At 52.8% G+C, this 25,965-nt stretch carries 32 protein-coding genes and 1 other annotated feature; of the genes, 30 read left to right on the forward strand and 2 right to left on the reverse strand.

What is annotated here, in order from left to right:
- The first annotated feature begins 30 nt into the window (after positions 1-30).
- The 9 genes from tmk to rsmI are packed head-to-tail and all read left to right on the forward strand — an operon-like array spanning position 31 to position 5,584.
- Positions 31-669 carry a dTMP kinase gene (gene tmk, locus B0W44_RS00160; protein ID WP_077718258.1) on the forward strand — a complete coding sequence of 213 codons (639 nt, stop codon included), beginning with the start codon at positions 31-33 and terminating at the stop codon, positions 667-669.
- A 2-nt stretch (positions 670-671) separates the two neighbouring features.
- Positions 672-1,001, forward strand: a complete 330-nt coding sequence (locus tag B0W44_RS00165) for a cyclic-di-AMP receptor (RefSeq protein WP_077718259.1) — start codon at positions 672-674, stop codon at positions 999-1,001.
- A gap of 20 nt (positions 1,002-1,021) precedes the next feature.
- Complete coding sequence (locus tag B0W44_RS00170; RefSeq protein ID WP_077718260.1) at positions 1,022-1,468, forward strand: YaaR family protein; 447 nt, start codon at positions 1,022-1,024, stop codon at positions 1,466-1,468.
- Between the two features lie 16 nt (positions 1,469-1,484).
- Positions 1,485-2,465 carry a DNA polymerase III subunit delta' gene (holB, locus tag B0W44_RS00175; protein WP_077718261.1) on the forward strand — a complete coding sequence of 327 codons (981 nt, stop codon included), beginning with the start codon at positions 1,485-1,487 and terminating at the stop codon, positions 2,463-2,465.
- Positions 2,466-2,468: 3 nt separating this feature from the next.
- Positions 2,469-3,284, forward strand: a complete 816-nt coding sequence (locus B0W44_RS00180; protein ID WP_077718262.1) for a PSP1 domain-containing protein — start codon at positions 2,469-2,471, stop codon at positions 3,282-3,284.
- Positions 3,285-3,295: 11 nt separating this feature from the next.
- Positions 3,296-3,634 carry a DNA replication initiation control protein YabA gene (gene yabA / locus B0W44_RS00185; RefSeq protein WP_077718263.1) on the forward strand — a complete coding sequence of 113 codons (339 nt, stop codon included), beginning with the start codon at positions 3,296-3,298 and terminating at the stop codon, positions 3,632-3,634.
- A gap of 54 nt (positions 3,635-3,688) precedes the next feature.
- Positions 3,689-4,444, forward strand: coding sequence for a tRNA1(Val) (adenine(37)-N6)-methyltransferase (locus B0W44_RS00190; protein WP_228441318.1), 756 nt, complete (start codon positions 3,689-3,691; stop codon positions 4,442-4,444).
- Positions 4,441-4,704, forward strand: a complete 264-nt coding sequence (locus B0W44_RS00195) for a GIY-YIG nuclease family protein (RefSeq protein ID WP_077718264.1) — start codon at positions 4,441-4,443, stop codon at positions 4,702-4,704. The genes B0W44_RS00190 and B0W44_RS00195 overlap by 4 nt, the downstream gene beginning before the upstream one ends.
- Before the next feature lie 4 nt (positions 4,705-4,708).
- Positions 4,709-5,584, forward strand: a complete 876-nt coding sequence (gene rsmI, locus B0W44_RS00200; protein ID WP_077718265.1) for a 16S rRNA (cytidine(1402)-2'-O)-methyltransferase — start codon at positions 4,709-4,711, stop codon at positions 5,582-5,584.
- Positions 5,585-5,631: 47 nt separating this feature from the next.
- Here the strand turns inward: rsmI and B0W44_RS00205 are convergent, their stop codons facing one another.
- A complete protein-coding gene (locus B0W44_RS00205) occupies positions 5,632-5,877 on the reverse strand; it encodes an AbrB/MazE/SpoVT family DNA-binding domain-containing protein (RefSeq protein WP_077718266.1) in 246 nt (81 codons plus the stop codon).
- Positions 5,878-6,065: 188 nt separating this feature from the next.
- Positions 6,066-6,318, forward strand: a binding site (T-box leader).
- Positions 6,319-6,365: 47 nt separating this feature from the next.
- On the opposite strand from B0W44_RS00205, the gene metG reads away from it, so the two are divergent.
- The gene (gene metG, locus B0W44_RS00210; protein WP_077718267.1) at positions 6,366-8,363 is read left to right on the forward strand and encodes a methionine--tRNA ligase; all 1,998 of its coding nucleotides are present in this window, start codon (positions 6,366-6,368) and stop codon (positions 8,361-8,363) included.
- Here metG and B0W44_RS17930 read toward each other — a convergent pair.
- A complete protein-coding gene (locus B0W44_RS17930; protein WP_169835347.1) occupies positions 8,356-8,553 on the reverse strand; it encodes a hypothetical protein in 198 nt (65 codons plus the stop codon). The genes metG and B0W44_RS17930 overlap by 8 nt on opposite strands.
- Before the next feature lie 2 nt (positions 8,554-8,555).
- On the opposite strand from B0W44_RS17930, the gene B0W44_RS00215 reads away from it, so the two are divergent.
- The 20 genes from B0W44_RS00215 to B0W44_RS00305 all read left to right on the forward strand — a co-directional run bounded on the left by B0W44_RS00215 (position 8,556) and on the right by B0W44_RS00305 (position 25,950).
- On the forward strand, positions 8,556-9,326 hold the full coding sequence (locus tag B0W44_RS00215) for a TatD family hydrolase (RefSeq protein WP_077718268.1): 771 nt from the start codon (positions 8,556-8,558) through the stop codon (positions 9,324-9,326).
- A 24-nt stretch (positions 9,327-9,350) separates the two neighbouring features.
- Positions 9,351-9,893, forward strand: coding sequence for a ribonuclease M5 (gene rnmV / locus B0W44_RS00220; RefSeq protein ID WP_179947360.1), 543 nt, complete (start codon positions 9,351-9,353; stop codon positions 9,891-9,893).
- 12 nt (positions 9,894-9,905) lie between these two features.
- Positions 9,906-10,784, forward strand: coding sequence for a 16S rRNA (adenine(1518)-N(6)/adenine(1519)-N(6))-dimethyltransferase RsmA (rsmA, locus tag B0W44_RS00225; RefSeq protein ID WP_077718269.1), 879 nt, complete (start codon positions 9,906-9,908; stop codon positions 10,782-10,784).
- A gap of 24 nt (positions 10,785-10,808) precedes the next feature.
- Positions 10,809-11,285 (forward strand): ribonuclease H-like YkuK family protein, encoded by a 477-nt coding sequence (locus tag B0W44_RS00230; RefSeq protein WP_077718270.1) that lies wholly within the window; start codon positions 10,809-10,811, stop codon positions 11,283-11,285.
- A gap of 135 nt (positions 11,286-11,420) precedes the next feature.
- Positions 11,421-11,696, forward strand: coding sequence for a biofilm formation stimulator Veg (gene veg, locus B0W44_RS00235; protein ID WP_077718271.1), 276 nt, complete (start codon positions 11,421-11,423; stop codon positions 11,694-11,696).
- Between the two features lie 109 nt (positions 11,697-11,805).
- The gene (locus B0W44_RS00240) at positions 11,806-11,982 is read left to right on the forward strand and encodes a small, acid-soluble spore protein, alpha/beta type (RefSeq protein ID WP_077718272.1); all 177 of its coding nucleotides are present in this window, start codon (positions 11,806-11,808) and stop codon (positions 11,980-11,982) included.
- Between the two features lie 97 nt (positions 11,983-12,079).
- On the forward strand, positions 12,080-12,964 hold the full coding sequence (gene ispE / locus B0W44_RS00245) for a 4-(cytidine 5'-diphospho)-2-C-methyl-D-erythritol kinase (RefSeq protein ID WP_418304063.1): 885 nt from the start codon (positions 12,080-12,082) through the stop codon (positions 12,962-12,964).
- A 39-nt stretch (positions 12,965-13,003) separates the two neighbouring features.
- Positions 13,004-13,843, forward strand: coding sequence for a pur operon repressor (gene purR, locus B0W44_RS00250; protein ID WP_077718274.1), 840 nt, complete (start codon positions 13,004-13,006; stop codon positions 13,841-13,843).
- A gap of 86 nt (positions 13,844-13,929) precedes the next feature.
- Entirely contained in the window at positions 13,930-14,304 is a 375-nt protein-coding gene (locus B0W44_RS00255; RefSeq protein WP_077718275.1) for a RidA family protein, read from the forward strand.
- A gap of 103 nt (positions 14,305-14,407) precedes the next feature.
- Positions 14,408-14,710, forward strand: coding sequence for a septation regulator SpoVG (gene spoVG / locus B0W44_RS00260; protein WP_077718276.1), 303 nt, complete (start codon positions 14,408-14,410; stop codon positions 14,708-14,710).
- Positions 14,711-14,847: 137 nt separating this feature from the next.
- A complete protein-coding gene (gene glmU / locus B0W44_RS00265; protein WP_077718277.1) occupies positions 14,848-16,242 on the forward strand; it encodes a bifunctional UDP-N-acetylglucosamine diphosphorylase/glucosamine-1-phosphate N-acetyltransferase GlmU in 1,395 nt (464 codons plus the stop codon).
- Positions 16,243-17,193, forward strand: coding sequence for a ribose-phosphate diphosphokinase (locus tag B0W44_RS00270; protein WP_077718278.1), 951 nt, complete (start codon positions 16,243-16,245; stop codon positions 17,191-17,193).
- Between the two features lie 69 nt (positions 17,194-17,262).
- Positions 17,263-17,904, forward strand: a complete 642-nt coding sequence (locus tag B0W44_RS00275) for a 50S ribosomal protein L25/general stress protein Ctc (RefSeq protein WP_077718279.1) — start codon at positions 17,263-17,265, stop codon at positions 17,902-17,904.
- A 134-nt stretch (positions 17,905-18,038) separates the two neighbouring features.
- The gene (gene pth / locus B0W44_RS00280; RefSeq protein WP_077718280.1) at positions 18,039-18,605 is read left to right on the forward strand and encodes an aminoacyl-tRNA hydrolase; all 567 of its coding nucleotides are present in this window, start codon (positions 18,039-18,041) and stop codon (positions 18,603-18,605) included.
- Between the two features lie 78 nt (positions 18,606-18,683).
- A complete protein-coding gene (locus B0W44_RS00285; protein ID WP_077718281.1) occupies positions 18,684-18,911 on the forward strand; it encodes an anti-sigma-F factor Fin family protein in 228 nt (75 codons plus the stop codon).
- An 88-nt stretch (positions 18,912-18,999) separates the two neighbouring features.
- Positions 19,000-22,533: a transcription-repair coupling factor gene (mfd, locus tag B0W44_RS00290; RefSeq protein WP_077718282.1), complete on the forward strand. Its 3,534-nt coding sequence runs from the start codon at positions 19,000-19,002 to the stop codon at positions 22,531-22,533.
- Complete coding sequence (locus tag B0W44_RS00295) at positions 22,520-23,536, forward strand: peptidylprolyl isomerase (protein ID WP_077718283.1); 1,017 nt, start codon at positions 22,520-22,522, stop codon at positions 23,534-23,536. Before mfd ends, B0W44_RS00295 begins: the two co-directional genes overlap by 14 nt.
- Positions 23,537-23,676: 140 nt before the next feature.
- On the forward strand, positions 23,677-24,219 hold the full coding sequence (spoVT, locus tag B0W44_RS00300; RefSeq protein WP_077718284.1) for a stage V sporulation protein T: 543 nt from the start codon (positions 23,677-23,679) through the stop codon (positions 24,217-24,219).
- A 100-nt stretch (positions 24,220-24,319) separates the two neighbouring features.
- Positions 24,320-24,676, forward strand: a complete 357-nt coding sequence (locus B0W44_RS19000; RefSeq protein ID WP_335582637.1) for an oligosaccharide flippase family protein — start codon at positions 24,320-24,322, stop codon at positions 24,674-24,676.
- Positions 24,655-25,950: a putative polysaccharide biosynthesis protein gene (locus B0W44_RS00305; RefSeq protein ID WP_335582638.1), complete on the forward strand. Its 1,296-nt coding sequence runs from the start codon at positions 24,655-24,657 to the stop codon at positions 25,948-25,950. Before B0W44_RS19000 ends, B0W44_RS00305 begins: the two co-directional genes overlap by 22 nt.
- The last annotated feature ends 15 nt before the right edge of the window (positions 25,951-25,965 follow it).

Raw genomic sequence — 25,965 nt, forward strand, 5'->3', positions numbered from 1 at the left:
TATACATCCTGCACGTCGGGAGGATCGCGTGTGAGCGGATTGTTTATAACGTTTGAAGGACCCGATGGAGCGGGCAAAACGACGCAATTAAACCGTGTAGCCGAGTGGTTGGAGCAGCAAGGCTTTGCGTTTGTCCGCACTCGGGAACCGGGGGGAACAAAAATTAGTGACAGCATTCGGACGCTGTTGTTAAACCCGGAAAACAGTGAAATGGCAAATGAGACCGAAGTGCTGCTCTACGCCGCGTCGAGGGCACAACTCGTCAGTGAAGTCATTCTCCCGGCACTAGAAGATGGCAAAATAGTCCTGTGCGATCGTTATGTGGACGCGAGTCTCGCTTATCAAGGGTACGGCTTAGCGTACCCCGTTCAGCAAATTGCTGCCATTAATCGCTTTGCGACGACGGGTGTTCAACCGGACCGAACGTATTTGCTGGATATTCCAGTGGAGATCGGTTTGAGACGCGTGTTTCAAAAGCGGGGCAGCGCACCCGATCGTATCGAGCGGAAGGACATCACCTACCACAAGAGTGTGCGCAAAGGCTTTTTGACGTTAGCGAAGAAAGAACCGGAGCGGTTTTGCTTGATTGATGCCAGACAAGGGGAAGACGCTGTGTTTTCGGTCATTCAGTCGGATTTGAAGCGACACTTTTCTTTGGGAGGGAACTGACTGTGAAACTAGTCATAGCCGTCGTCCAGGACAAGGACAGCAATCGGTTGTTAAACGCGTTGGTCGAAAAAGATTTCCGCGCGACGAAACTGGCCAGTACGGGTGGATTTCTCAAAGCGGGTAACACGACGTTTCTCATCGGTGTCGAAGATGCGAAAATTCCGCACCTGTTGGAAATTATTAAACAGAACTGTGAGTCGCGCGATCAGCTAGTCGCACCGGTGTCACCTTTAGGAGGGAGTGCCGATTCGTATGTCCCTTATCCTGTGGAGGTGCAGGTCGGGGGTGCTACCGTTTTTGTCCTCCCTGTGGAACAGTTTGTCCAGTATTAAACTAAAAGAGGGAGATTTAAGTGCGCATTGACGATCACATCGGCTCCCGCCGGCATCAGTTGCAGACGAATCGCATCAAAACTGAACGCAACGTCGAACCCTCCCGGTTTTTTAAAGTGTTAAAACAGGAGCGGTATCCGTCTGCCCGCGAGGAGATGGACGAGCTGTTGCGGAAACTGGACGAACAGGCGAGACGTTTAATTCACTCACGTACCCTCATCGATTTAAACCACTATAAAAAACTGGTCTACCAATTTGTCGAACGGGCAGTCGGCCAAGGAATCGCTCTGGCAGAGAGACACAGTACCGACGCTCGCGGACGCTCCCGGATATACCGCTGTGTAGAGAAAATAGACGAGCAGTTGGTTCAGTTGACGGACGATGTTCTCGAGAGGGAAAAAAGCCGGTTGCACCTTTTAGAGCGAATCGGGCAAATCAAAGGATTGTTAATTCAATTGAACGCGTAAGGTAAGGGGGAACGACGTGGCCTTTCACAAAGTCATCGGACAAGAAAAAGCGGCCCGCATGTTAAAGAATGCACTGGCACACCGACGGTTGGCACACGCTTACCTCTTTTCGGGTCCAGACCGTGTCGGACAAAGACACATGGCGATGGAGTTGGCCAAAGCCCTCAACTGTACGAAACGCAAAGACGACGCGTGTGACACGTGCACCCACTGTGTGCGCATTGCCCACGGCAATTTTCCCGATGTCCATTGGATTCAGCCCGAGGGGCATGCGGTGAAAATCGACCAGATCCGCGCGCTGCAGGAAAACGTCTCCTACCATTCCATGGAAGCCTCCGTCAAAGTGTTGATCATAGAAGCAGCAGACATGATGACAGTCCAGGCGGCAAACAGTTTGTTAAAATTTTTGGAAGAGCCTGTAGGCGATGTGGTGGCCGTTCTCTTGACGGAAAACAAACATCACGTCCTTCCCACCGTGTTATCCCGTTGTCAGACCATCCCGTTCCAACGCGTCCCATCTGAAATCATTTCCCGACAGCTGACAGCTGAAGGTGTCGCTGAAAGGGAGGCGGCAGTGGCCGCAAAGCTCGCAGGCAGCCTGGAAGAAGCGCGCCAAATCGTGCGGGGAGAATGGTTTCGACACGCATTGGACGTCGTGGTTCAAGTGGCAAAGGCTGTCGATGGACACATCGGTCAAGCGATGGTCGTTATTCAGGAAAAAGTGGTGAAATCCGAACTCGGACAGCATCACTTGGAATATTTTCTGGACTTGATGATCTTGTGGTATCGAGATATGCTAAATATAAGTTTAGGTTGCGAACAGCCGTTAACTTTCCTCGAACATTCAGAACATTTCGAGCGACAGCTGACCAAATGGACGGAACCTAGACTTGTCCAGGCGATGGAAGCGTTGATGTTGGCGAAACGACAGCTTAAACAGCATGTGCCATCGCAGTTAATTTTGGAGGGATGGGTGTTGTCCGTTCAGGAGGGATGAGACGTGTATGCGGTAGTAGGTGTCCGCTTTAAGCAAGCGGGTAAAATATATTACTTTGACCCCGACGATCTGCCGATCGGAAAAGATCAAGTCGTGATCGTTGAAACGGCCCGTGGCATCGAGTACGGTAAGGTCGTGATCGGAAAGAAATACGTCAGTGAAGGAGAAGTCGTCCTCCCACTTAAGCGCGTCCTCAGATTGGCGACCGAGGAAGATCGGCGCCAAGTCATGGAGAACAAGGCGGCAGCGGAAAGGGCGCTCTCCCTTTGCCGTGAAAAAGTGCGTGAACACGCATTAGACATGCGCCTGATCGATGCTGAATACACATTTGACCGCAATAAAATTATTTTTTACTTTACAGCAGATGGCCGGGTTGACTTTCGTGAACTCGTCAAGGATCTAGCTTCCATCTTCCGCACGCGCATCGAGTTGAGACAGATTGGCGTGCGGGACGAAGCGAAAATGTTAGGCGGTATTGGACCGTGTGGTCGAACCCTTTGCTGTTCTTCTTTTCTCGGAGATTTTGAACCGGTCTCCATTAAAATGGCGAAAGACCAAAATTTGTCACTCAATCCGATTAAAATTTCTGGTTTGTGTGGCCGCCTCATGTGTTGCCTCAAGTATGAGAACGATGCATACGAGGAAGCAAAGCGAGAAATGCCCGATATGGGTGATCGCGTCACAACTCCGGACGGTACCGGTCGTGTGGTCGGGTTAAATTTGCTTGAAAGAAGAGTCCGGGTTGAGCTGGATGAGTTGGAACGCCTCATAGAATACGATTTGAGTGAAGTCGAGCAGCAGACTAAGCAGCCTAACTGAGGTGGAATAACGTGAATAAATCCAAAATTTTCACCCAAATGACGCAACTCGAAGAGAGAATCGGTGAACTGTACGAAGAATTAGGCGGCTTAAAACAGGAAATTGCGGACATGATAGAAGAAAATCACCAGTTGAGCACCGAAAACCGACTTTTGCGTGAACGCCTGGCCAAAGAAGCAGGAGATGGCAGGGCTAAGGCAAGGGAGAGTGACGTCAAGAGGCCGATCGGGGAAGGCCACGACAATCTGGCGCGTTTGTACCACGAGGGTTTCCACATCTGCAATCTGCATTACGGCAGTATTCGCACGGATGGCGATTGTCTGTTTTGTATGTCGTTTTTAAACAAGTAAGCCCCGCCGGTTGAAAAACCGGCTTTTTTGTCGAAAGGAGTAGGAGCGAAGAACGTGTCCTTTAAACCAATCCACCCTGTCCGTGTACGCGACGATGAACGCATCGATCAACTAACTCCGGAACTGGGCATTGTGCAAAGTCCTAACGCGTTTCGCTTCTCTATGGACGCAGTGTTGTTAGCCAGGTTTTGTCGCGTTCCCCACAGGGGGCGCATCCTCGATTTGTGTACAGGCAACGGGGTCATTCCGATATTGCTGTCGACGAGGACATCGCTTCCCATTGACGGACTGGACATTCAGCCGCGTTTAGTGGACATGGGGCGGCGCAGTGTGGAAATGAACGGGTTGTCTACACAAATCAACTTGTTTGAGGGAGATTTGCGTGAGTGTTCCCCGGACTGGAACGGGCGGTACGATTTGGTGACGTGCAATCCGCCGTACATGCCTGTGAGTGAGAGCGAACGCAACCGCAATCAATCCGTCGCCATCGCCCGGCATGAAATATGCTGTACGCTGGAAGACGTCGTACGGGCCGCTAGCCGGCTGTTGAGATCGGGAGGCAGACTGGCCATGGTTCACCGGGCAAGTCGCTTTGCCGACATTGTGACGACCATGCGAAGATACCGTTTGGAACCGAAACGCGTGCGATGGGTGCATCCCCGCCGGGAAGCGGAAGCGAATATGGTCCTGGTGGAAGCGGCGAAGGACGGCGGAGTGGAGCTGCACGTGGAGAGCCCGTTGGTCGTGTACCAACAAGATGGTTCGTACACCGAGGACATCCACCGCCTTTACGGAGGAGTTTACTCGTGACGCCATCATCCAAAGGTCACTTCGTCTACATCGTCGAGTGTTCCGACAAAACGCTGTACACCGGCTACACTGTCGATGTGGAAAAACGGTTAACTGAGCACAACGCAGGGAGAGGCGCAAAGTACACCCGCGGTCGGACGCCTGTGACGCTTCGCTATGTGGAAGCGGGAGACAGCCGGTCGTGGGGACTGAAGCGGGAAATCGAAATTAAACGCCTCTCTCACGAGCAGAAGCGTGCACTTTTTCAGAAAGGGCGGTAAGGCGATGTTGCGCCAAAAGTCGTTCGCCCCCCGTGAAGAGGGGAGCGGAACTTTGTATTTAGTGGCCACCCCGATCGGAAATTTGGAGGATATGACGGTCAGAGCGATCAACACGTTAAAAAAAGCAGACGTCATTGCGGCAGAAGATACACGCCAAACCCGCAAGCTGACGACTCATTTTAACATCGACACACCCCTCGTGTCGTACCGTGAACACAACCGCGCCAAACAGGGAGAGGTACTGGTGAGGCGTTTGTTGCAGGGAGAATCCGTCGCTCTCGTCAGCGATGCGGGAATGCCCGCGGTGTCAGATCCAGGTGCCGAGCTTGTCCGGTCGGCCGTTGAGCAGAACATCCCCGTCGTCCCAGTTCCCGGTGCCAACGCTGCCTTGACGGCTTTAGTCGGGTCGGGGTTAGGGACGGAACGCTTTTTATTCCTCGGTTTTCTCCCCCGCGAGCGCAAAAAGTGTGTGGACGTGTTGCGAAAGTGGCGGCAGACCAAGGCGACCGTGTTGTTGTACGAGGCTCCCCACCGCCTGTTGTCGACTTTGCACCTTATTTACGAGGAGTGGGGCAATCGCCGCGGGGTCGTCGTACGGGAATTGACGAAACGCCATGAAGAGTGGTTGCGGGGAACGGTGGCCGAACTGGTGGATTGGTTTGAACGGGAATCTCCCCGGGGTGAATGCACCCTCGTGTTGGAAGGAGGGTCCGGACATAGAGAAGGGGGAGACGTACGTCCGTGGTGGGGCGACCTGTCTATAAAAGAACACGTCGATCACTTCGTACGGGAGGGAGAGTCCGTGCGAGACGCCATAAAACGGGTAGCAGAGGAGCGGAACATGAGCAAACGTGACGTGTACAACGACTATCACACGTAATGTCATAAAAAAATAGTCCCCTCGGAAGAGAACTATTCCTGTCGAAGCTACTGTTCTGCCATTTCAGCCATACAGTTTTTACAGACGACTTTATTCTTGAAGTGGGTGACATTTTCTGCACTGCCGCAAAAAATGCAGGCCGGTTCGTATTTTTTCAAGACAATGCGTTCCTCGTCTACGTAAATTTCCAAAGCGTCTTTCTCGCTGATTCCTAAAGTCCGGCGCAGTTCAATAGGGATAACGACTCGTCCCAACTCGTCGACTTTTCGCACGATGCCTGTTGACTTCATCATAAACTTCGCATCTCCTCGTTTTCCCAGTGTGTATGTACGCTTGCGATAATGTCCTCAGTGTAACAAGTTCATCATACCAGCGGTTCCTTTGGCAGTCAACAAGTATTACATGCTGAATGCGGAAGGTTCAATATATACAATGTTGACAGTGAGACGTTTGTTTCGTTAATATTTAGGAAACACTTGTGACAAATCCTGTGAAGGGAAGAGTAACTGGTGTGAGCCTATTGCTCAGAGAGCCGGGTGAGGTGAAAGCCGGCATAGGTGACCCAGTGAAGATGGCCCTGGAGGAGTTCACCTGAAGCAAGTTGAGACCAACTTTTGTGAGGGTGGGACGATTGCCTGCGTTAAAGGTCAAGTGTCACACTGGCAGAGAGTGCCTGACGTGAGTCGGCACTGAATTTGGGTGGTACCGCGTGAGGATATCCTCTCGTCCCAATGGATGAGAGGTTTATTTATATTCGAGATTATTCGAGGAGGAATGAGTTGTGGCAGGTGACAAACCAACCTTTTACGTGACAACGCCGATATATTACCCCAGCAACAACTTGCACATCGGCAATGCATATACGACGATCGCCGCCGACGCTCTCGCCCGTTACAAGCGGCTGCGCGGTTACGATGTGCACTTATTGACCGGAACCGACGAACACGGCCAGAAACTGCAGCGGCGTGCAGAGGCGGCTGGCAAAGAACCGCTGGAATTTATCGATCCGATCGTGGAGTGGATTCGCGATTTGTGGGAGAAGTTGGACATCTCTTACGACGATTTTATCCGCACGACGGAAAAGCGGCACGAAAAAGTGGTGCAACGCATTTTCGAGCGCTTGCTGGAGCAGGGTGACATTTATTTAGGAGAGTACAGCGGCTACTACTGTGTCGAGTGCGAGGCGTTTTGGACCGAGCGGCAAGCAAAAACTGACCACGGATTTGTCTGTCCCGACTGCAACCGCGAGATCAGTTACGTAACAGAACCGAGTTACTTTTTCCGCATGTCCAAATACCAGGACCGTCTGCTCAAGTACATTGAAGAACACCCGGAATTCATTCAGCCCGAATCCCGCAAAAATGAAATGATCAACAACTTTTTGAAACCCGGTCTGGACGACTTGTGTGTGTCGCGCACGGCGTTTGATTGGGGGATTAAAGTACCGAGCAACCCCGAGCATGTCGTCTACGTTTGGCTGGATGCGCTGAGCAACTACATCTCGGCGATCGGCTACCTTTCCGACGATGAGGCGGAACGGGAAAAGTACGCCCGCTACTGGCCGGCGGACATTCACATCATTGGCAAGGACATTCTCCGCTTCCACACGATCATTTGGCCGACGATTTTGATGGCCCTCGGCGAACCCCTGCCGAAGCAGGTGTTCGGCCACGGCTGGTTGCTCATGCCCGACGGGAAAATGTCAAAGTCCAAAGGAAATGTCATCGATCCCAAATTCCTCATCGACCGCTACGGTGCCGATGCTGTCCGCTACTTCGTCTTGAGGGAAATCCCGTTCGGAGCGGACGGAGTGTTTACACCTGAGGCGTTTATCCAGCGGTTAAATTTCGATTTAGCCAACGATTTGGGAAATCTGCTGCATCGCACGGTCACCATGGTGGAAAAGTACTTTGACGGTCGCATTCCCGCTGCCGGCCAAAGGGAGACTGTCGATGAAGATTTGCGCGCACTCGTGGTGAACACCGTAACCGACGTGGAAAAATACCTGGATGATCTGGAGTTCAGCAGTGCGCTGGAAAAGATTTGGCAGTTGGTCAATCGCTCGAACAAATACATCGACGAGACGATGCCCTGGTTGTTGGCGAGAGATGACAGCAAGAGGGACCGACTGGGGACAGTTCTGTACCACCTGGCTGAGAGCTTGCGCATTGTATCCGTGTTGTTGCGCCCGTTTTTGACTCAGACTCCGCAGGCCATTTGGCAGCAGCTTGGCGTGAAGGACGAAGCGCTGACAGAGTGGGATTCCACCCGCACGTTCGGTTTGATTCCGGACGGGCAGAAAGTGGCGAAAGGCGAACCGCTCTTTCCGCGCCTCGATTTGGAAAAGGAGATTGCCGTCATTGACGAGTCGACGGCGGCTGCGCGCAAGCGAGCGGAGGAAAACAAGCGCCGGCAAGAACAGAAGGAGCAGTCGGCCGCCAAAGGCGGGACACCAGAAGAATTGACGATTGACGACTTTTTCAAAACAGATCTGCGTGTCGCAGAAATTGTTCGTGCAGAGAAGGTCAAAAACGCCGACAAACTGCTAAAGCTGCAGCTTGACTTAGGATACGAACAGCGTCAAGTCGTTTCCGGCATTGCAGAATTTTACCGGCCGGACGAACTCGTCGGACAGAAGGTCATTTGCGTCACGAACTTAAAACCGATAAAATTGCGGGGAGAGGTGTCGAACGGCATGATTTTAGCAGCACAAGACGGAGACCGTCTTGTATTGTCCACAGTGTCCGGAGACATTGCCAACGGCACCCGCGTCAAGTAGTGTCAAAGCGGATGGTTGCACTGGTCGCCCACGGTGCAACCATCGTTTTCATGAACGCCGTGTAGAGATAGTGGGACATGTCCTGAACGTGTGAAAGACGGACGAGGTCACCCATCGCATGACGACAACCGATGGTGTTCTCAAGGCGATGAGACAGTCGACTTATACGTGTCGGAGGAGTTGAAGGCATTCATGTTGTTTGACACCCACGCACACTTGAACGACCCGAAGTTTGACGAAGACCGTGAGGACGTCATCAGCCGTGCTCAGCAGACGTACAACGTCAGTCGCATCGTCAACGTCGGGTACAACCGGGAGACGATCCCGACTTGCCTGGAACTGGCTGAGACGTACGACTTTGTGTTTGCGGCGGTAGGTTGGCACCCCCACGATGCGAAAGATCTGCGTGACGAGGATCTCGCTTGGATTGAAGACCTTGCATCCCATGAGAAAGTGGTAGCGCTGGGGGAGATGGGGCTCGATTACTACCGGGACCACTCGCCAAAGGACGTGCAGGCAGACGCCTTCAGAAGGCAAATTGCCCTCGCCAAAAAGGTTCAATTACCGATCATTGTTCACGACCGCGACGCACACGACGACGTCGTCCGCATCCTCCGGGAGGAGCACGCAGAAGACGTTGGAGGCGTCATGCATTGCTTTGGAGGAGATTGGGAAACAGCCAAGGCATGTCTCGACCTCGGATTTTACATCGGCATTGGCGGCCCGGTCACGTTCAAAAAAGCGGACGACGTTCGGGACATTGCGCGCAAAGTGCCGATTGACCGGTTGTTGGTCGAGACAGACTGCCCTTACTTGGCACCAGAGCCGAAACGCGGGAAGCGGAACGAGAGTGGGTACGTGTCTTACGTCGTGGCCAAAATAGCGGCAATCCGGCAGGTGGAGGAAGAGCAACTGGCCGCCCAGACGACGGAAAATGCCTGCCGTTTGTTCAGATTATCTTGACGGGAGGTATCTTTCATAGAACGCATGGTGGTAAAAGAAATGATCGTCGTAGAAGGGAGAGACGATACGGCGGCCGTTCGCCGTGCCGTGGATGCCGAGACGATTGAGACAGGCGGCTCGGCATTACGTGCAGAAGTAATGGAGCGCATTCGACTCGCCCAAGTGAAACGCGGCGTCATCGTATTGACAGACCCTGACTATCCAGGTGAGCGCATCCGACGCATCATCCGGGAAGCTGTGCCAGGTTGCAAACACGCCTTCATCCCCCGGGAACTCGCGTCGAAAGACGGTAAGGCAGGTGTAGAATACGCCCCACCTGACGTGATTCGTCATGCCCTGGCTGAAGCCAGGGCAGAAACGTTAGAAGTAAGACCGCGTGACTGTGTGACGTGGGAGAATATGATTGACTGCGGTTTGACCTTACACCCTCAGGCGCGCAAGCGGCGGGAAGCCGTCGGTCGAGCCCTCGGCGTCGGCTATGCCAATGCCCAAGGCCTGTACAAGCGGTTAAACGCTTTTCACATTACGCCGGATGAACTTCGTCGAGCAGTGCAAAAACTAAAGTGAGGGAGGACTTCAATGGGCGATCAGCGTTCCGTCACTGGGCGGACCTCACAAGTGTTGCGTGACTACCGGTTAAAACCGAAAAAATCACTGGGACAAAATTTTTTGACAGATTCCCGCGTTTTGGACAAAATGGTGCGAGCCGCTGACATTGACAAAGAGACGGGAGTATTGGAAGTCGGTCCCGGCATTGGATCGCTGACCGAGCGGCTGGCGAATGTTGCAGGCAAGGTGGTGGCCGTCGAAATAGATAAACGGCTCATCCCCATTTTGGAAAACACGTTCGCTTCTTACGACCACGTCCAGATCGTGTGTGGCGATATATTGGCTTTAGATGTCCCCAAAGTGTTGAAAGAGCACCTTTCCAGTTGCAAAAGGACGACAGTCGTCGCCAATTTGCCTTATTACATCACGTCAGCTGTGATTATGAAGCTGCTGGAACTCAATTGGTCGTTTTACCGCCTCGTCCTGATGATGCAGAAAGAAGTGGCTGAACGCGTGTTGGCTAAACCGGGCAGCAAAGATTACGGAGTGCTCAGTGTCGCCGTTCAATATTACGCCACCCCCGAGAAAGTCGCCCGCGTACCGGCCCATGTGTTTGTCCCCCGTCCGCATGTGGATTCTGCCGTCCTGTCCCTCACGCCCCACAAGACGTCACCTGCATTCGTTGCAAACCGAGAGTTGTTTTTTGTAGTGGTCAAGTCAAGTTTCAAAGAGAGGCGCAAAACGTTGGCCAACAACCTTAACGCCCACCTTTTTACGGACTGGAATAAATCGCAAGTGAACGAATGGTTGAACCGAGTGGGAATTGATCCGCGTCGGAGGGCGGAAACCCTGTCTCTCGCTGAATTTGCCCGCATCAGCAACGCATTGAGTGACAGTTGTCTCATTTAAAGCCAAATCAGGAGGCCAACCACCTTGGAGTTTGTACATCCGCGAAAAGGGCGCATGTCGCTAGAGGAAATGATGGAGGACATTCGGTCGTTTCTGCAAGAAGACACAAAAGCGTACTACAAAATCATTATCGGAACCGACTCGCAGACGTCTGAGAAACAGACAGTTTTTGTCACGGCGGTCATTATTCACCGCGTCGGCAAAGGGGCGCGGTTTTACACGCGGAAATGGCGGTCAGAGCCGATCCGAAATTTGCGTTATCGCCTTTACCGTGAAACAGGCTACAGTTTGGAGCTGATGGAACAGCTTAAGGAAGAAGGATTGTTAAACGACCTTTTAGAATGGCCGGTTGAAATTCACCTCGACGTCGGGCGACAAGGGGAATCGCGAAAAATAATTCAGGAAGTCATCGGATGGGTCACTGCGGTAGGATATACGGTGAAAATTAAGCCGGAGGCGTATGGAGCAAGTACTGTGGCAGACCGCTTTACAAAATCGTGACGCTTTTTTTAAAGAAAAAACAGTTATTTTGTCGATGCCATTGACAATTACCTCGTTTCACTGCTATAATTTATGATTTTGTTGACATAATAAAAACGTGGTGGTATAATGGCGATAAGTGAGGTGGTTGAGTCCGTGGCGAAAAATGCGTTAGCCGAAATTAAGAACAGTTTAGACTGCCATATCGGGGAGAAAATCAAGTTAGTGGCCAATGGCGGTCGGCGAAAAACGGTGGAGAGGTCGGGTGTGTTAGAGAAAACGTACCCGTCGGTTTTTATTGTCAAATTGGACAAAGATCAGCATGCTTTTGAACGTGTTTCATACAGCTATGCCGATATCCTCACCGAACAAGTGGAACTTACCGTTTACAACGACGATGGACAAATCCGGATTCAATACACGGCCCAGTAGAGTACGTCTCATACGTACTCTTTTCATTTCGGCAGAGATTGCCACGAGTTGCTCGGCATCTCGCTCCGCACACTAAGAGCAGTCTCACTACCGACAAGGAGGCTGTGTAATGGCTAGGCGAAGTGTCATGTCTCAGGCGTTCAAAGAGGAGTTGGCCAAAGATCTCGGATTTTACGATGTTGTCCAACGTGAAGGATGGGGTGGCATCAAAGCGCGTGACGCCGGAAATATGGTGAAACGGGCAATCGAGCTCGCCGAAGAAAGGTTGGCCGAGCGACAGCAGTAGGTGGTGAGACGGGCTGAGGGTTTTCCCTCAGCTTTTTTCTTTCCCCCTCTTGGGCAATAGTGGTAAAATGGGCGTGGGTATAAAGGAGGGACTCTGCGTGATCTCAGAAAAAGCGCCTGCCAAAATCAACTTGAGCTTAGACGTCATCAGGCGGAGGGAAGACGGGTATCACGAATTGGAAATGGTCATGACGATGATCGACTTAGCAGATCGCGTCGATTTGTACGAGGAGCGTTACCCGGTCATTCGCGTGGAGAGTTCCTCTGGTGTGGTCCCGTCGGATTCACAAAATTTGGCGTACCAGGCAGCTTCCCTTCTTCAAGAACGGTATCGGGTGTCCCGCGGTGCGAGCATCTACATTGACAAAAAAATTCCAGTGGCCGCCGGCCTCGCCGGAGGAAGTAGTGATGCAGCGGCGACGTTGCGCGGTTTGAACCGGTTGTGGGAGCTTCATTTAAGTTTGGACGAGCTCGCCCGAATAGGCGAAGAGATCGGATCTGATGTCCCTTTTTGCATATACGGGGGAACGGCTCTAGCAAAAGGGAGAGGGGAAGTGCTGACACACCTTCCGGCTCCTCCGTCTTGCTGGGTCGTTCTGGCAAAGCCGGCGTTTAGCGTGTCGACGAAGGAAGTGTACGGAGCTCTCCGCGTTGATCACATTACTCGCCGGCCCGACACGGACAAATTGGTACAGGTGATCAAGGCCCAAGATTATGAGGCGATGTGCCGGCTGATGTACAACGTTCTGGAAGAAGTGACGATGAAGATGTATCCAGAAGTTGGCACGTACAAACGGCTCATCACCCGTTTTGGCGCCGATGCCGTGCTCATGTCGGGGAGCGGGCCGACAGTATTTGCCCTCGTGAGACAGGAGAGCCGGGTGAGACGCCTCGTGAGCGCACTGCGCGGCTTTTGCCGGGACGTGTATGCCGTCAGACTGTTAGGGCACGGGTTGAACTTGCGGGAAAACGTACAAAAATGATATATTTAGCTCAAATATGCGGATTTTTGGAGGAACGCCATGAAGAAGAGAAAAAGAAGCGCACGGTTAGTCGATATGACCCGGCAACTGCTGGCGCAGCCGCAACAAGTCATTCCGCTCTCAACCTTTGCCGACCGATATCAAGCGGCCAAGTCGTCGATCAGCGAGGACTTAGCTATTATTGAAGAAGTGTTCCGCGAAGAAGGGTACGGTTTTCTCCAAACGGTGGCGGGGGCGGCAGGAGGCGTTCGCTACATTCCGCACATTTCGTTAGAAGAGGCAGAGAAGAGCATACACGAGATATGCGAGAGACTGGCCCAGCCGGAACGCATACTGCCCGGGGGCTATTTGTACATGTCGGACATATTAGGAGAACCGAACATCCTGCACCAGTTAGGCCTCATGTTCGCGTCTCGCTTTACGCGTGAGGTGGACTGTGTTCTAACAGTGGCAACGAAAGGAATCTCGCTCGCCTTTGCGACGGCAAGTTTTTTAAACGTACCCGTTGTCATCGCACGGAGGGACAGCCGGGTAACGGAAGGATCGGTTGTCAGCATCAACTATATTTCCGGATCGTCCAAAAGGATCCAGACGATGTCTCTCGCCCGACGCAACCTGCCGGAGGGTTCAAAAGTGTTGATTATTGACGATTTCATGAAAGCCGGCGGGACAGTTCAGGGCATGAAAGATTTACTGCACGAATTTAACGCAGAGGTTGTCGGAGTCGGCGTGTTTGCCGAATCACGAGTGGAGGAGCGCCTAGTCCACGACTACGTGTCGTTAGCAACTTTGACGGAGGTGGATTTGCACAAGAGACGGATAAAAGTGCAACCCGGAAATTACTTTAGTTCGGAAAGGCACGCTGCATTACGGGACTGACAAAAGGGATACGTGTAACAGTTTGCTTTTTGCCATCAGGGTAAAGTGTGTTTTCAGACGGTAACATTGGATAAGGAGGCTTACATATGGAATTTATTGCAACGGACAAAGCGCCGGCGGCCATCGGCCCGTATGCCCAGGCAGTGAAAGTGGGGGACTGGTTGTACACGTCGGGACAAATTCCGTTAACCCCGGAAGGGGAATTGGCGGGCGATGACATCGAGACGCAAACAAAACAAGTGTTCAAAAACTTGAAGGCGGTGTTGGAGGCGGCAGGGGCCCGTACGGATCAAGTAGTCAAAGCTACCGTGTTTTTGACGGATTTAAACCATTTTTCACGGGTGAACGAGCTGTATGCCGAGTTTTTCCAGTCACACACACCGGCGCGATCGTGTGTACAAGTGGCCGCACTGCCAAAAGGCGCTCAAATTGAAATAGAGCTTGTCGTGTCGCTGGCGTAGAAAAAGTTTATTTTTTTGGTATAATTTTGCAGGATTTTCACTGTCTGTGTTGAATAAGTGTATCAACACCGATCTATTCAGCAGCTAAAGGATGGTGAAAGGAATGCAAGTTACCGATGTCAGGCTACGCCGGGTCAAAACAGACGGCCGGATGAAAGCGATCGCATCCATTACGTTTGACGACGAGTTTGTGGTCCACGACATTCGGGTGATTGACGGCAATAACGGCATGTTCGTGGCCATGCCGAGCAAGCGGACTCCTGACGGGGAGTTTCGCGATATTGCCCATCCCATTTCTTCAGAAACACGTGCCAAAATACAAGATGCTGTGTTAGCAGAGTACGAGATAGCGGAACAGACAGAATCGGCTGGAGAACGCGAAGAGGAACTGGTCGAGGGTACGTAAAACAGCGGCCCGTGCGAGGCTGAAAAGGTAGTCCCCCTGATACGTCAGGGGGCTTTTTATGTGAAAGCGTTCTCCTTGCAATGATGCGGCGGTTAAGATATAGTCATTATGAAATAAAATTGAAAGGACGGAAGTGAGTGTCACAGACGTATGCCGTTATTTTGGCAGCCGGTCAAGGCACGCGCATGAAATCGAACAAACATAAGGTGTTGCATCCCATCGGCGGGAAGCCGATGATCGAACACATCGTGAGGTCGATGGAACAGCTCGGTGTGGACAAAATTGTCGTCGTCGTCGGTTACGGCGCCGAATCCGTCCGGCGCTATTTGGGCGACCGCGTGCACTACGCCATGCAACAGGAGCCGTTAGGGACCGGTCACGCTGTCCGCCAAGCCGAAGAGCATTTAAAGGGACTCCCTGGCTCAACTCTCGTCATCAACGGAGACAATCCGCTCATCACCGTCGAGACTTACCGCGATTTTGTGCGTGATTTTGCCGATAAAGGCGTTGCGGCCTCCATGTTGACAGCCGTTGTCGACAACCCGACGGGTTACGGCCGGGTGCTTCGTTCGCACGCTGGCGATGTGGAACGTGTCGTAGAGGAGAAAGATGCCAGCGAAGAAGAGCGAAAGGTGCGCGAAATTAATACCGGCACGTTTTGTTTTGACAACAGTAAGTTGTTCGACGCCCTGAAAAAAGTGAACAACGATAACGCACAAGGGGAGTACTACCTACCTGACACTCTCCGGGTACTTCGCAAACAGGGGCACAGAATCAGGGCGTACCGCGTCCGAGACGCCAGCGAAACGGTCGGCATCAACAACCGGATTCAGTTGGCGGAGGCGGAAGCCATTTGGAGAAAGCGCGTGTTGGAACGCCACATGTTGGAAGGCGTCACGATTGTCGATCCGAATCACACGTACATTGAAACAGATGTTGAGATCGGCCGAGATACGACGATCTTGCCCGGGACGGTACTGCGGGGGAATACTGTGATCGGAGAAAATTGTATCATCGGTCCGAATGCTGATATTCGTGACTGCCGCATAGCAGACGGAGTCACGGTGGAGCATTCGACATTGAGAGAGAGCCGCGTTGGCAGCCAGTCAACCGTCGGTCCATACGCGTACGTGCGGCCGAACAGTTCTATAGGTGAGCGGGTCAAAATCGGGGACTTCGTCGAAGTGAAAAACGCGGTCATCGGAACCGGAACGAAAGTGTCACATTTGAGCTACATTGGAGATGCCGATTTAGGGGAATCGGTGAATGTCGGATGTGGAGCGGTGACTGTGAACTACGACGGAGAACGGAAGTGGCGGACCGTTGTCGGCGACCGATCGTTCATCGGCTGTAACGCAAACTTGATTGCCCCCGTTCACATTGGCCGCGATACGTACATTGCGGCCGGTTCGACCATTACAGACGATATACCAGATGACGCGTTTGCCATTGCCCGGGAGCGACAGACGACAAAGCCCGAGTATGCCAAAAAATTAAGGGCTAAAAAAGCAAATGGCGGAGGGAAAAAATAGATGGCGGCATACCGCGATCCAAAATTGAAGATTTTCAGTTGCAACGCCAATCCGAAATTGGCGGCGGACATCGCCGAACATGTCGGTGTCACCCTGGGTGATGGGGATGTCTCCAGTTTCAGTGACGGGGAGACGCGCGTGACTCTCAATGAGAGTGTGCGGGGGGACGATGTGTACGTCATCCAGTCTACGTCGGAACCGGTCAACCACCACCTCATGGAACTCCTCGTCATGATTGATGCGTTGAAACGGGCGTCAGCCAAAACCATCAATGTCGTCACGCCTTATTACGGTTACGCCCGTCAGGACCGCAAGACGCGGGCGCGTGACCCGATTACGGCGAAACTCGTGGCCAACTTGATCGAGACTGCAGGCGCCGACCGGATGATTACGATGGATCTGCACGCCACACAAATTCAAGGCTTTTTTGACATTCCAGTCGACCACTTACTCGGCGTGCCGATTTTGGCCGAGTATTTTCAAAGCAAGCATTTGGGAGACGTCGTCGTCGTATCCCCTGACCACGGCGGTGTGACCCGGGCGCGAAAGTTGGCAGAGTTTCTGAAAGCGCCCCTCGCCATCATTGACAAACGGCGGACACAGCCGAATGTGGCGGAAGTGATGCATATCATCGGGAAAGTGGAACAGCGGACGGCGATTATTATTGACGACATTATTGACACCGCAGGCACGATGACACAGGCAGCGAATGCCCTCGTTGAACACGGTGCGCGGGACGTGTACGCTTGCGGCACCCATGCGGTTCTGTCCGGACCGGCGATTGAACGCATTCAACAGTCGCACATTCGCGAGTTAGTCGTCACCGATTCGATCCCCCTTGACAAGGAGAAACGGCTTGATAAAATAAAAGTTCTCTCGGTAGCGCCGTTAATCGGGGAAGCGATTATCCGAGTCCACGAAGAACAGTCCGTCAGCACGTTGTTCAGTTAAGGTGTCGCCGGTTGCAACGGTCAATAAAGGGAAATAGTAAAGAGAAAAGTAGAAAAAGGAGGAAAAACGATGGCCATCACCCTTCAGGCAGAAAAGCGCAACAAAAAACCGCGTTCAGTGTTACGACGTATTCGAAAAGCGGGAAAAGTCCCCGCTGTCGTGTACGGTAAAGATTTGGACAACGTCACCATCGCTGTCGATGAAGTTGAAATGACGAAGATACTGCGCGAAGAAGGCGACTACGCTGTCTTGGAACTAGAGGTAGAGGGTGATCAGTCGTATCACGTCATGGTGTACGACGTACAAAAAGATCCAATCAAAGACAATCTCGTTCACATAGACTTTAAGACGATACGAATGGACGAGCCGGTAAACAGTGAAGTGACGATTGAACTGACAGGTGAAGCCGCCGGAGTGAAGGAAGGCGGAGTTCTGCAACAGCTGCTTAGAGCCTTGGAAATTCGCTCACTGCCGGACCAACGTCCGGACGTCATTCAGTGCGACGTCACAGGACTGAACATCGGAGACAGTCTCTCTGTAGCCGATCTGCAGGTCCCTGAGGGAGTCGAAGTGCTGAATGACGCGGATGAAACGGTCGTGAGCGTCGTGCCGCCAGTCAAAGATGAGCCTGTCACAGCAGAAGACGGGAACGTCGAGGAACCGGAACTCGTCGAAAAGACGAAAGGTGACGGCGAAAGCGAAGATGCTTAACCGCCGTTGAACAGCACAAGCGCAACCTGTCCCAGGGTGCGCTTTTTTCACGAGATCCGTTTCCCCTTGCCAGACGAAATCGGCAGTCGCCGGAAAGAACGCGTTCTGGTAAGATGGGGCTGAGGTGAAGACGCATGAAGCTGATTGTCGGCTTGGGAAATCCAGGAACCCTATACGCTCGGACGCGCCACAACGTCGGATTTCGCGTCATTGACCGATTAGGCGATCAGTGGGGCGTTTCCGTCAATAGGCGCAAGTGGGATGCCCTTATAGGGGAAGGTCACATCCGCGGGGAAAAAGTCGTCTTGCTGAAGCCGCAAACCTACATGAACCGTTCGGGGATGGCTGTTCGGCCGGTGGTAGATTACTTTCAGCTCGATGTAGAAGACCTCGTCGTCGTTTACGACGACCTCGATTTGCCGCCGGGGCAGATCCGATTGCGGCTAAAAGGCAGTGCCGGCGGGCACAACGGCATGAAATCTGTCATCCAACACCTCGGGACGGAACAGTTTAAACGGGTGCGGATCGGGATCGGTCGCCCTGAGCCGCCTCAAGCTGTAACAGATTACGTCCTGGAGCCTTTCACACGAGATGAGGAGAAAATTGTAGACGAGGCGTTGGACCGTGCAGTGGACGCGATTCGCTGTTGGACGGAGTCTACTTTTCTCGAAGCGATGAACCGGTACAACGTCAAGGAGTAAAGTGATCGGCCTCCGTATAAAAGTGCGGCAGTTCCGGCGATACTACATGGTGATACTGTCGCATCAGGAGGCATATACATGGCAATAAATTACGTGTGCCGCTACTGTAAGACTCCTTTAGGGCAACTGAACCAAGTGGCCTTAAGCGAAGAGCGTTTAGGCTTTCACGTCTTGACCGCTGAGGAGCGCAAAGATATAATTACGTATGACGCGTTTGGCAACATGACCGTTCGCGTCATCTGTGACCACTGTAAAGAAGCGATTGAAGAACATCCTGAGTTGTCGTACACAAACTTACTGCAATAATTGGTGCGAACAGGCCTAGGTGTATGTCGCTAGGCCTCTTTTTGCTATGCCCTTTTTTGGAACGCTGTGAGAGGAGGACGACCTACCCGTGGATGCGATCATCGCCCGATTTAGTGAAGACAAAGACTTTCAATCGACAGTAGCCGGTGTCGAAAACGGTTTAAAAGAGCAGATTGTATCGGGGCTTGGCGGATCGTCACGTGCTCTGTTTACGGCGGCGCTTTACCGCAAGGTAAAGCGGCCCATCGCATTCGTCACCCACAATCTCAACCAAGCCCAGAAGTTTGCCGAGGACTTGTCCGAGTTTCTATCGAAAGAAGATGTGAAGTTGTACCCTGCCGACGAATGGATCTCGGCGGATATCGCCGTAAATGATCCGGCGTACGACAGTGAGCGGATTGCGGTTTTGAGTGCGCTGTTGCAGGGCTTTCGCGGCGTCCTCGTCATTCCTTACACCGGTTTAAGAAAAAAATTAGTTCCGTTCGATGTGTTCCGTTCGGCTCATATCACTCTGTCCGAGGGACATCAGATCGAGATGGAGGATGTAACCGGTAAGCTGGTCGAAACCGGCTACAGTCGGGTGGACATGGTTGAGAGAAAAGGAGAATTTAGTGTCCGCGGCGGGATCGTCGACGTTTTTCCGCCTTCCTTTGACAACCCATTGCGCATTGAGTGGTTTGACGATGAGATCGATACGATCCGGGCGTTTAACGTGAGTGATCAACGTTCGCTGAAACGGCAACGGGAGGTCGTTTTGCCGCCGGCTCGAGAGCTGTTTGCCTCTTTCGAACAACTGTACCAAAGCGGAGACCGGCTGGTAAATAAACTGAACGACCAGTTGCGACGGGTCAAAGACCCGAAAGTGAAAAACAAGTTGCACGAACAGATAGGCAACGACATTGAACAGTTCAAACAAGGCCAACTGTTTCCGGGAATACACAAGTACATCTCCCTCATCTACCCAGCGTGTGCTCATCTTACCGACTACATGCCGAAAGACACCGTCCTTCTGTATGACGATCCGTCGCGCATTCAAGAGACGGCCAAGCAGATGGATCGGGAAGAGGCGGAATGGCAGACGGAACGGCTGCAACGAGGGGAGGCCTTACCTGGCCTTGAAATGTCTGAACGTTACGATGATTTAATGAAACGGCTTTCACAACAAAAAGTGTACTTGACGATGTTCGTGCGGCAAGTGCCGAACACCCAACCGCAAAATATCGTCAACTTCATCACTCGGACCATGCAGCAGTTCCACGGGCAGATGCACGCTCTTAAAGCGGAGTGGGACCGCTGGTTGAAAACGAAAAACCGGGTGGTGTTCCTCGCCTCCAATGAAGAACGGGCGCGCCGGTTGAAACGGGTACTGGGAGATTACGGGATGGAAGTCGACTGGGTCGACCGCCACATTTCCCAGGTGCCGACACACCCTTCGGTACTCATCGGCAGCGTTCAAAACGGGTTTGAACTGCCAAATGTGAAACTCGTCGTCGTGACCGAAAGCGAGGTGTTTACACAGAAACAGCGCCGTCCCCGCCGTGTGGCCAAAATGTCGAACGCCGAGCGCATTAAGAGCTACCAGGACTTACAACCGGGAGATTACGTCGTCCACGTCAACCACGGCATCGGAAAATATTTGGGCATCGAAACGTTGAACGTCGGCGGCATGCACAAAGACTACTTAAATATTCACTACGCTGGAAACGACAAACTGTACGTGCCCATTGAGCAGATCGACTTGGTGCAAAAATACGTCGGGGGCGAAGAAAAAGCGCCTAAAGTGTACAGCTTGAGCGGGAGCGAGTGGAGTAAGGTTAAAAACAGGGTGAAATCGTCGGTCAAAGACTTAGCGGCGGACTTGATCAAACTGTACGCGAAGCGCCAGGCGACCAAAGGGTACAAGTTCTCCAAAAAGGTTCCCTACGAGCAGGAATTTAACGCTCTGTTTCCGTACGAAGAGACGCCGGATCAGCTGCGCGCCATTGAAGACGTGATGCGCGACATGGAGTCCGAAGTGCCGATGGACCGTTTGCTCTGTGGCGACGTCGGCTACGGCAAGACGGAAGTGGCCATTCGCGCGGCGTTCAAAGCGGTCATGGACGGGAAGCAGGTGGCGATTCTCGTGCCGACGACCATCCTCGCCCAGCAGCACTTCGAGACGTTTCGCGAGCGGTTTGCCGACTATCCCGTGAACATTCACGTCCTCAGCCGCTTTCGCACGAAGAAAGAACAGAGTGAAACGTTGAAAGGGTTGAAAAAAGGGACGGTCGACATCGTCATCGGCACCCATCGCCTGCTCTCCAAAGATGTGCAGTTTAAAGATCTGGGCTTGCTCGTCGTCGACGAAGAACAGCGGTTCGGCGTCGCTCACAAGGAAAAGATCAAAAAATTGCGCCACAATGTCGATGTATTGACGTTGACTGCGACACCGATTCCCCGCACACTGCACATGTCGATGTTGGGGGTACGCGATTTGTCGTTAATTGAAACCCCGCCTGAAAACCGCTTTCCGGTGCAGACGTACGTCGTGGAATACAGTCCCAGCCTCGTGAGGGAAGCCATTGAACGCGAGCTTGGACGGGGGGGACAAGTGTACTTTCTGTACAACCAAGTGCAGCACATCCAGACGATGGCGGATCAGTTACGGGCTTTAGTTCCAGACGCGCGGGTGGCCGTCGCCCACGGGCAAATGTCGGAAATGGAACTGGAGCGGGTGATGCTCGACTTTTTGGACGGAGAATACGACGTGTTGGTCAGTACGACGATTATCGAGACTGGCGTGGACATCCCCAATGTGAACACCCTCATCATCTATAACGCGGACAAGATGGGGTTGTCCCAGCTCTACCAATTGCGTGGCCGCGTCGGCCGCTCGAACCGCATCGCTTACGCCTATTTTACGTACCAGCGGGACAAAGTGCTGACCGAAGTGGCGGAGAAGCGGCTAGAGGCTATTCGCGAGTTTACCGAACTCGGGTCCGGATTTAAAATCGCCATGCGAGATCTCGCCATTCGCGGCGCGGGGAATTTACTTGGCGCAGAGCAGCACGGCCACATAGCGTCAGTCGGATTCGACATGTACAGCCAAATGTTGAAAGAGGCCATTGAAGACTTGAAAGGGGAGGAGGCGGAAGAGACGGCCGCGGACCCTGAAATCGAGTTGAAAACGGACGCCTATATTCCCAAGGACTTTATTCCCGATGAGCGCCAAAAAATTGAGATATACAAAAAAGTGCGGGGAACGGACAACATCGAAGAAGTCACCGAACTGGAAAACGAAATTGTGGACCGCTTCGGTGAGCCGCCGGCATCAGTGGCCAACTTGCTTTTCCTGGCCCGCTTGCGCATCTACGCAAAAAAGTGCGGAGTGAGTGCTGTGAAACAAAAAGGGCAAAAAGTGACCATCACATTTTTTGACGCAAAAACGGGAGGAACTTCTTTGATTAAAGCGGTGCAAGAATTGAGACACCGCGCCCGCCTCATTCCCGGAACGGACATCCGAGTCGAGCTCAACGTGAAAGGAATGGAAAACAAAGAAAAGCTGGAAATGATCGAACAGTTTTTGATACAATGTGACTCGGGTGAAAACCCGAAAGGAGAGGTTCAGCATGCGGCAAACTAAACGGCGCTTATTCGTGTTCTTCGCCGTCTTCGTGGTCGTCAGCTTGCTTGCGGCAGGTTGCGGCAACAGCGAGGAGGACACAGATCAAAAGGCGGACGAACAGGCCGGACAAGCCCCCGAGCCGTTAGACACCACGAGTGAAGAAGTGATTGCGTCTTATGACGGCTTGACGAGCGGTGAAGTGAAAGAAGGGGAATTTAACCGTTTTTTGAACATCGTGATGACGGTTAATCCACAAATGGCCATGTTCGTCGAACAAGAGGAATTGAAGGACCAAATGCTGTCGCAGTACATCGCGAGCAAGTCTATAGCTCCGAAAGTTGAGGCGACATCCGAAATGGAGGATGAGGCCAGCGAGTTAGTCGAGTCCGTTAAGCAGCAGTACGACGAGATGCAGGGCGAAGACAAACAGTTTGCCGCCTACTTGGAGGAACAAGGTTTCACTGAAGACGACTTGCACCGTTTCTTCGTAGACAATATAAAAGTAGAGCACTACTTTAACGAAGAAGTGACGGAAGATGACTTGCGGGACGGATACAACCGACTGAAGGAAGAGAAGGATTTGCGGTTGTACAAAGCGAAAGTGCGGCACATTCTCATTCAGGAGAATGAGGAACGGGATGACGCCGCTGCGAAGAAGCGGGCAGAAAAAGTTAAACAAAAGCTGGACAGCGGGGAGGACTTCGCGGAACTGGCGAAAGAGTACTCTGACGATCCGGGATCGAAGGAGAGCGGCGGTTCCCTCGGCGATGAGTTGACGCCCCTCGCAACGGCGGCAGGTCCGACTTACGTCCAGAGCTTTGGAGAAGCAGTGCGCGACTTGCCGTTAAACGAAGTGAGCGACCCAGTGAAATCTGACTTCGGATATCACATCATTGAAGTGTTGGAAAGGGAACAGTTGGAATTTGAAGCAGCTAAAGACTTAGTCCAAGCGGACGTATGGACGAAAGAATACCAGCATTATGTGGATAACGAACTCAAGATCGAGATGAAACAGTCATAACGTACCGCGATCGGTCCCCTGGGAGCATGAATCCCAGGGGACGTTCTGTCTCCGCGCATATTCTTCTGGAATAAGTTGAATACTATGGCTACAACTTATCATCCGAGACAAAAACTACATGTGAAAGCGGGGACTCATACATGAAAGCGACAGGTATTGTTCGGCGCATTGACGATTTGGGACGAGTCGTCATTCCGAAGGAAATACGCAGAACATTACGCATTCGCGAAGGAGATCCTTTAGAAATATTTGTGGACCGAGACGGTGAAGTGATCTTGAAGAAGTACTCTCCCATCGGCGAGTTAGGGGACTTCGCTCGGGAGTACGTCGAAGCTCTGTATGAAAGTCTTCAACATACGACGTTGATCAGTGATCGCGATACGTATATCGCGGTAGCCGGGGCCCCGAAAAAGGAGTACTTGGACAGACCCATCGGCCGAGTCATTGAGGGTGCGATGGACAATCGGCGAACCGTGGTAGAAATGAATCCGACCGAAACAGAACTCGTGCTCAACAGTGCAGAGAGTGTCCAATCTTATGTCGTCGCGCCGATTGTTGCCGGAGGAGATCCAGTCGGTGCCGTTGTGATCGTGGCAAAAGATGAGGGGGACAAAGTTGGAGACATTGAGACCAAAATGGCGGAAACGGCGGCAGGCTTTTTGGGTAAACAGTTGGAACAGTAGAGCCGCAAGGTGAACGGGATGAACGGAAGCAGGCAGGCTGGCCTGCTTTTTTCATGCCAGGTCGGTTGTGGTATAATGGGAATCTGTTAGGAGGAGCGCCATGGGCCAGTCATTCGTTAAGGGAGCGGCTATTCTCGGGGCGGCTGCCTTTATATCGAAACTGCTCGGTGTATTTTACCGCATCCCGTACCAAAACATGACCGGTGACGAAGGGTTGTACATTTACCAACAGGTGTACCCCCTGTATTCGACTCTGCTCGTCCTCGCGACGGCAGGTTTTCCCATTGCTGTGTCCAAACTCGTATCCGAGCGCCTCGCCCTGGGCGATACATATGGGGCCAAACGCGTGTTTCGTCTGTCGTCCACTGTCCTCACGGCGACGGGGGTCTTCTTTTTTGTATCCTCTTTTTTGGAGCAGAGATCATCGCCGAGTGGATGGGGAATCCGGATATGTTGACGCTGCCGATCAAAAGCGTGTCGTTCGCGCTCTTGATCGTGCCGACGATGTCCGTCATGCGCGGTTATTTTCAAGGGCATCAAAACATGGTGCCGACGGCCGTGTCACAAGTGACAGAGCAGTTCGTACGCGTCTTCACCATCATCGTCGCTGCCTACTGGGTCATGTCCAGGGGGATGGATCTCGTCTACGCCGGTGCCGGTGCCGTGTTCGGGGCAGTCACGGGCGCTTTGGCAGCTTTCGTGACTCTGCTCTTTTACTGGCGGCGCAATCAAAACATGCAGCGGGAGTTGGCCGCGACGGCGACTGTGGACCGCGCGGCGTATGAACGCGAATCGAACGCCACCGTCGTCAAACGCATTTTGTACTACGCCATTCCCATCTGCTTCGGCTCCCTCGTCCTCCCCTTGCTCGGACTCGTCGATTCGTTTACAGTGGCGAACCTATTGGAACGCATACAAGGGCTTAATAGTCTGGAGGCCGCGGCGTTAAAGGGAGTTTACGACCGCGGGCAACCGCTCATTCAGTTTTCCGCCTTCTTCGCCACTGCGCTGTCGCTGGCCATCGTCCCCGCTGTGTCAGAGGCGCTGGCAAAAGGCCAGCACGCCCTCGTGGCCCTGCGCGCTGAGATCGCACTGCGGATTACGTTTTTGTTCGGATTGCCGGCATCCGTAGGGTTGGCCGTCATTGCAGAACCGACGAACATTTTGCTTTACGAAAACGGGCGGGGTTCTTTCGCGTTGGCCGTACTTGCCTTTACGACCGTGTTTTCGACCCTTGGGGTCACGTCTTCCGGCATTTTGCAAGGCCTCGGGCTCGTCTTGTTGCCGGCGCGGAACTTGTTTGTCGGGGTGTTGGTCAAGCTCCTGTTCAATCTCGTCCTCATCGGGCCGTTGGGCATTGTCGGTGCCGCCATCGCGACCGTTGCCGCGTACACGGTGTCGACAGCTCTCAATTTGTGGGCCATCGTCCGCCGGATCAAGCCGAACATCTATTGGCGGGAATTTCTCCTTAAACCGATGCTGGCGGCCCTGTTAATGGCGGCGAGTGTTTTTGCTGTCATGGCGGGGGTGCGCTTTGCCCTGGAAGGGGCTCTTGGTTCGCTGCGCCTCGCCATGCTCGTGACAGTCATCACGTCCGTCGCAACGGGCGTCGTCGTGTACACATTGATTCTGTTCCGCTCCGGTGCCATCAGCCGGGAAGACTTACAGTCTGTTCCCCGTTTAAACCGGAAACTTTCCCCGTGGCTTGAAAAATTCCGGCTGCTCAAGTGATGGACGGGAACACTC

This window comes from Novibacillus thermophilus (assembly GCF_002005165.1).
In the GTDB taxonomy this organism is placed as follows: domain Bacteria; phylum Bacillota; class Bacilli; order Thermoactinomycetales; family Novibacillaceae; genus Novibacillus; species Novibacillus thermophilus.

What these genes read in the sequence shown, in the direction of transcription:
- rsmI (WP_077718265.1), top strand. Translation starts at nt 4,709, where the DNA reads ATGTTGCGCCAAAAGTCGTTCGCCCCCCGTGAAGAGGGGAGCGGAACT.
- B0W44_RS00205 (WP_077718266.1), bottom strand. Translation starts at nt 5,877, where the DNA reads ATGATGAAGTCAACAGGCATCGTGCGAAAAGTCGACGAGTTGGGACGA.
- B0W44_RS17930 (WP_169835347.1), bottom strand. Translation starts at nt 8,553, where the DNA reads ATGCCTTCAACTCCTCCGACACGTATAAGTCGACTGTCTCATCGCCTT.
- B0W44_RS00215 (WP_077718268.1), top strand. Translation starts at nt 8,556, where the DNA reads ATGTTGTTTGACACCCACGCACACTTGAACGACCCGAAGTTTGACGAA.
- rnmV (WP_179947360.1), top strand. Translation starts at nt 9,351, where the DNA reads ATGGTGGTAAAAGAAATGATCGTCGTAGAAGGGAGAGACGATACGGCG.
- rsmA (WP_077718269.1), top strand. Translation starts at nt 9,906, where the DNA reads ATGGGCGATCAGCGTTCCGTCACTGGGCGGACCTCACAAGTGTTGCGT.
- B0W44_RS00240 (WP_077718272.1), top strand. Translation starts at nt 11,806, where the DNA reads ATGGCTAGGCGAAGTGTCATGTCTCAGGCGTTCAAAGAGGAGTTGGCC.
- purR (WP_077718274.1), top strand. Translation starts at nt 13,004, where the DNA reads ATGAAGAAGAGAAAAAGAAGCGCACGGTTAGTCGATATGACCCGGCAA.
- B0W44_RS00255 (WP_077718275.1), top strand. Translation starts at nt 13,930, where the DNA reads ATGGAATTTATTGCAACGGACAAAGCGCCGGCGGCCATCGGCCCGTAT.
- spoVG (WP_077718276.1), top strand. Translation starts at nt 14,408, where the DNA reads ATGCAAGTTACCGATGTCAGGCTACGCCGGGTCAAAACAGACGGCCGG.
- B0W44_RS00270 (WP_077718278.1), top strand. Translation starts at nt 16,243, where the DNA reads ATGGCGGCATACCGCGATCCAAAATTGAAGATTTTCAGTTGCAACGCC.
- B0W44_RS00275 (WP_077718279.1), top strand. Translation starts at nt 17,263, where the DNA reads ATGGCCATCACCCTTCAGGCAGAAAAGCGCAACAAAAAACCGCGTTCA.
- pth (WP_077718280.1), top strand. Translation starts at nt 18,039, where the DNA reads ATGAAGCTGATTGTCGGCTTGGGAAATCCAGGAACCCTATACGCTCGG.
- B0W44_RS00285 (WP_077718281.1), top strand. Translation starts at nt 18,684, where the DNA reads ATGGCAATAAATTACGTGTGCCGCTACTGTAAGACTCCTTTAGGGCAA.
- B0W44_RS00295 (WP_077718283.1), top strand. Translation starts at nt 22,520, where the DNA reads ATGCGGCAAACTAAACGGCGCTTATTCGTGTTCTTCGCCGTCTTCGTG.
- spoVT (WP_077718284.1), top strand. Translation starts at nt 23,677, where the DNA reads ATGAAAGCGACAGGTATTGTTCGGCGCATTGACGATTTGGGACGAGTC.
- B0W44_RS19000 (WP_335582637.1), top strand. Translation starts at nt 24,320, where the DNA reads ATGGGCCAGTCATTCGTTAAGGGAGCGGCTATTCTCGGGGCGGCTGCC.
- B0W44_RS00305 (WP_335582638.1), top strand. Translation starts at nt 24,655, where the DNA reads ATGGGGAATCCGGATATGTTGACGCTGCCGATCAAAAGCGTGTCGTTC.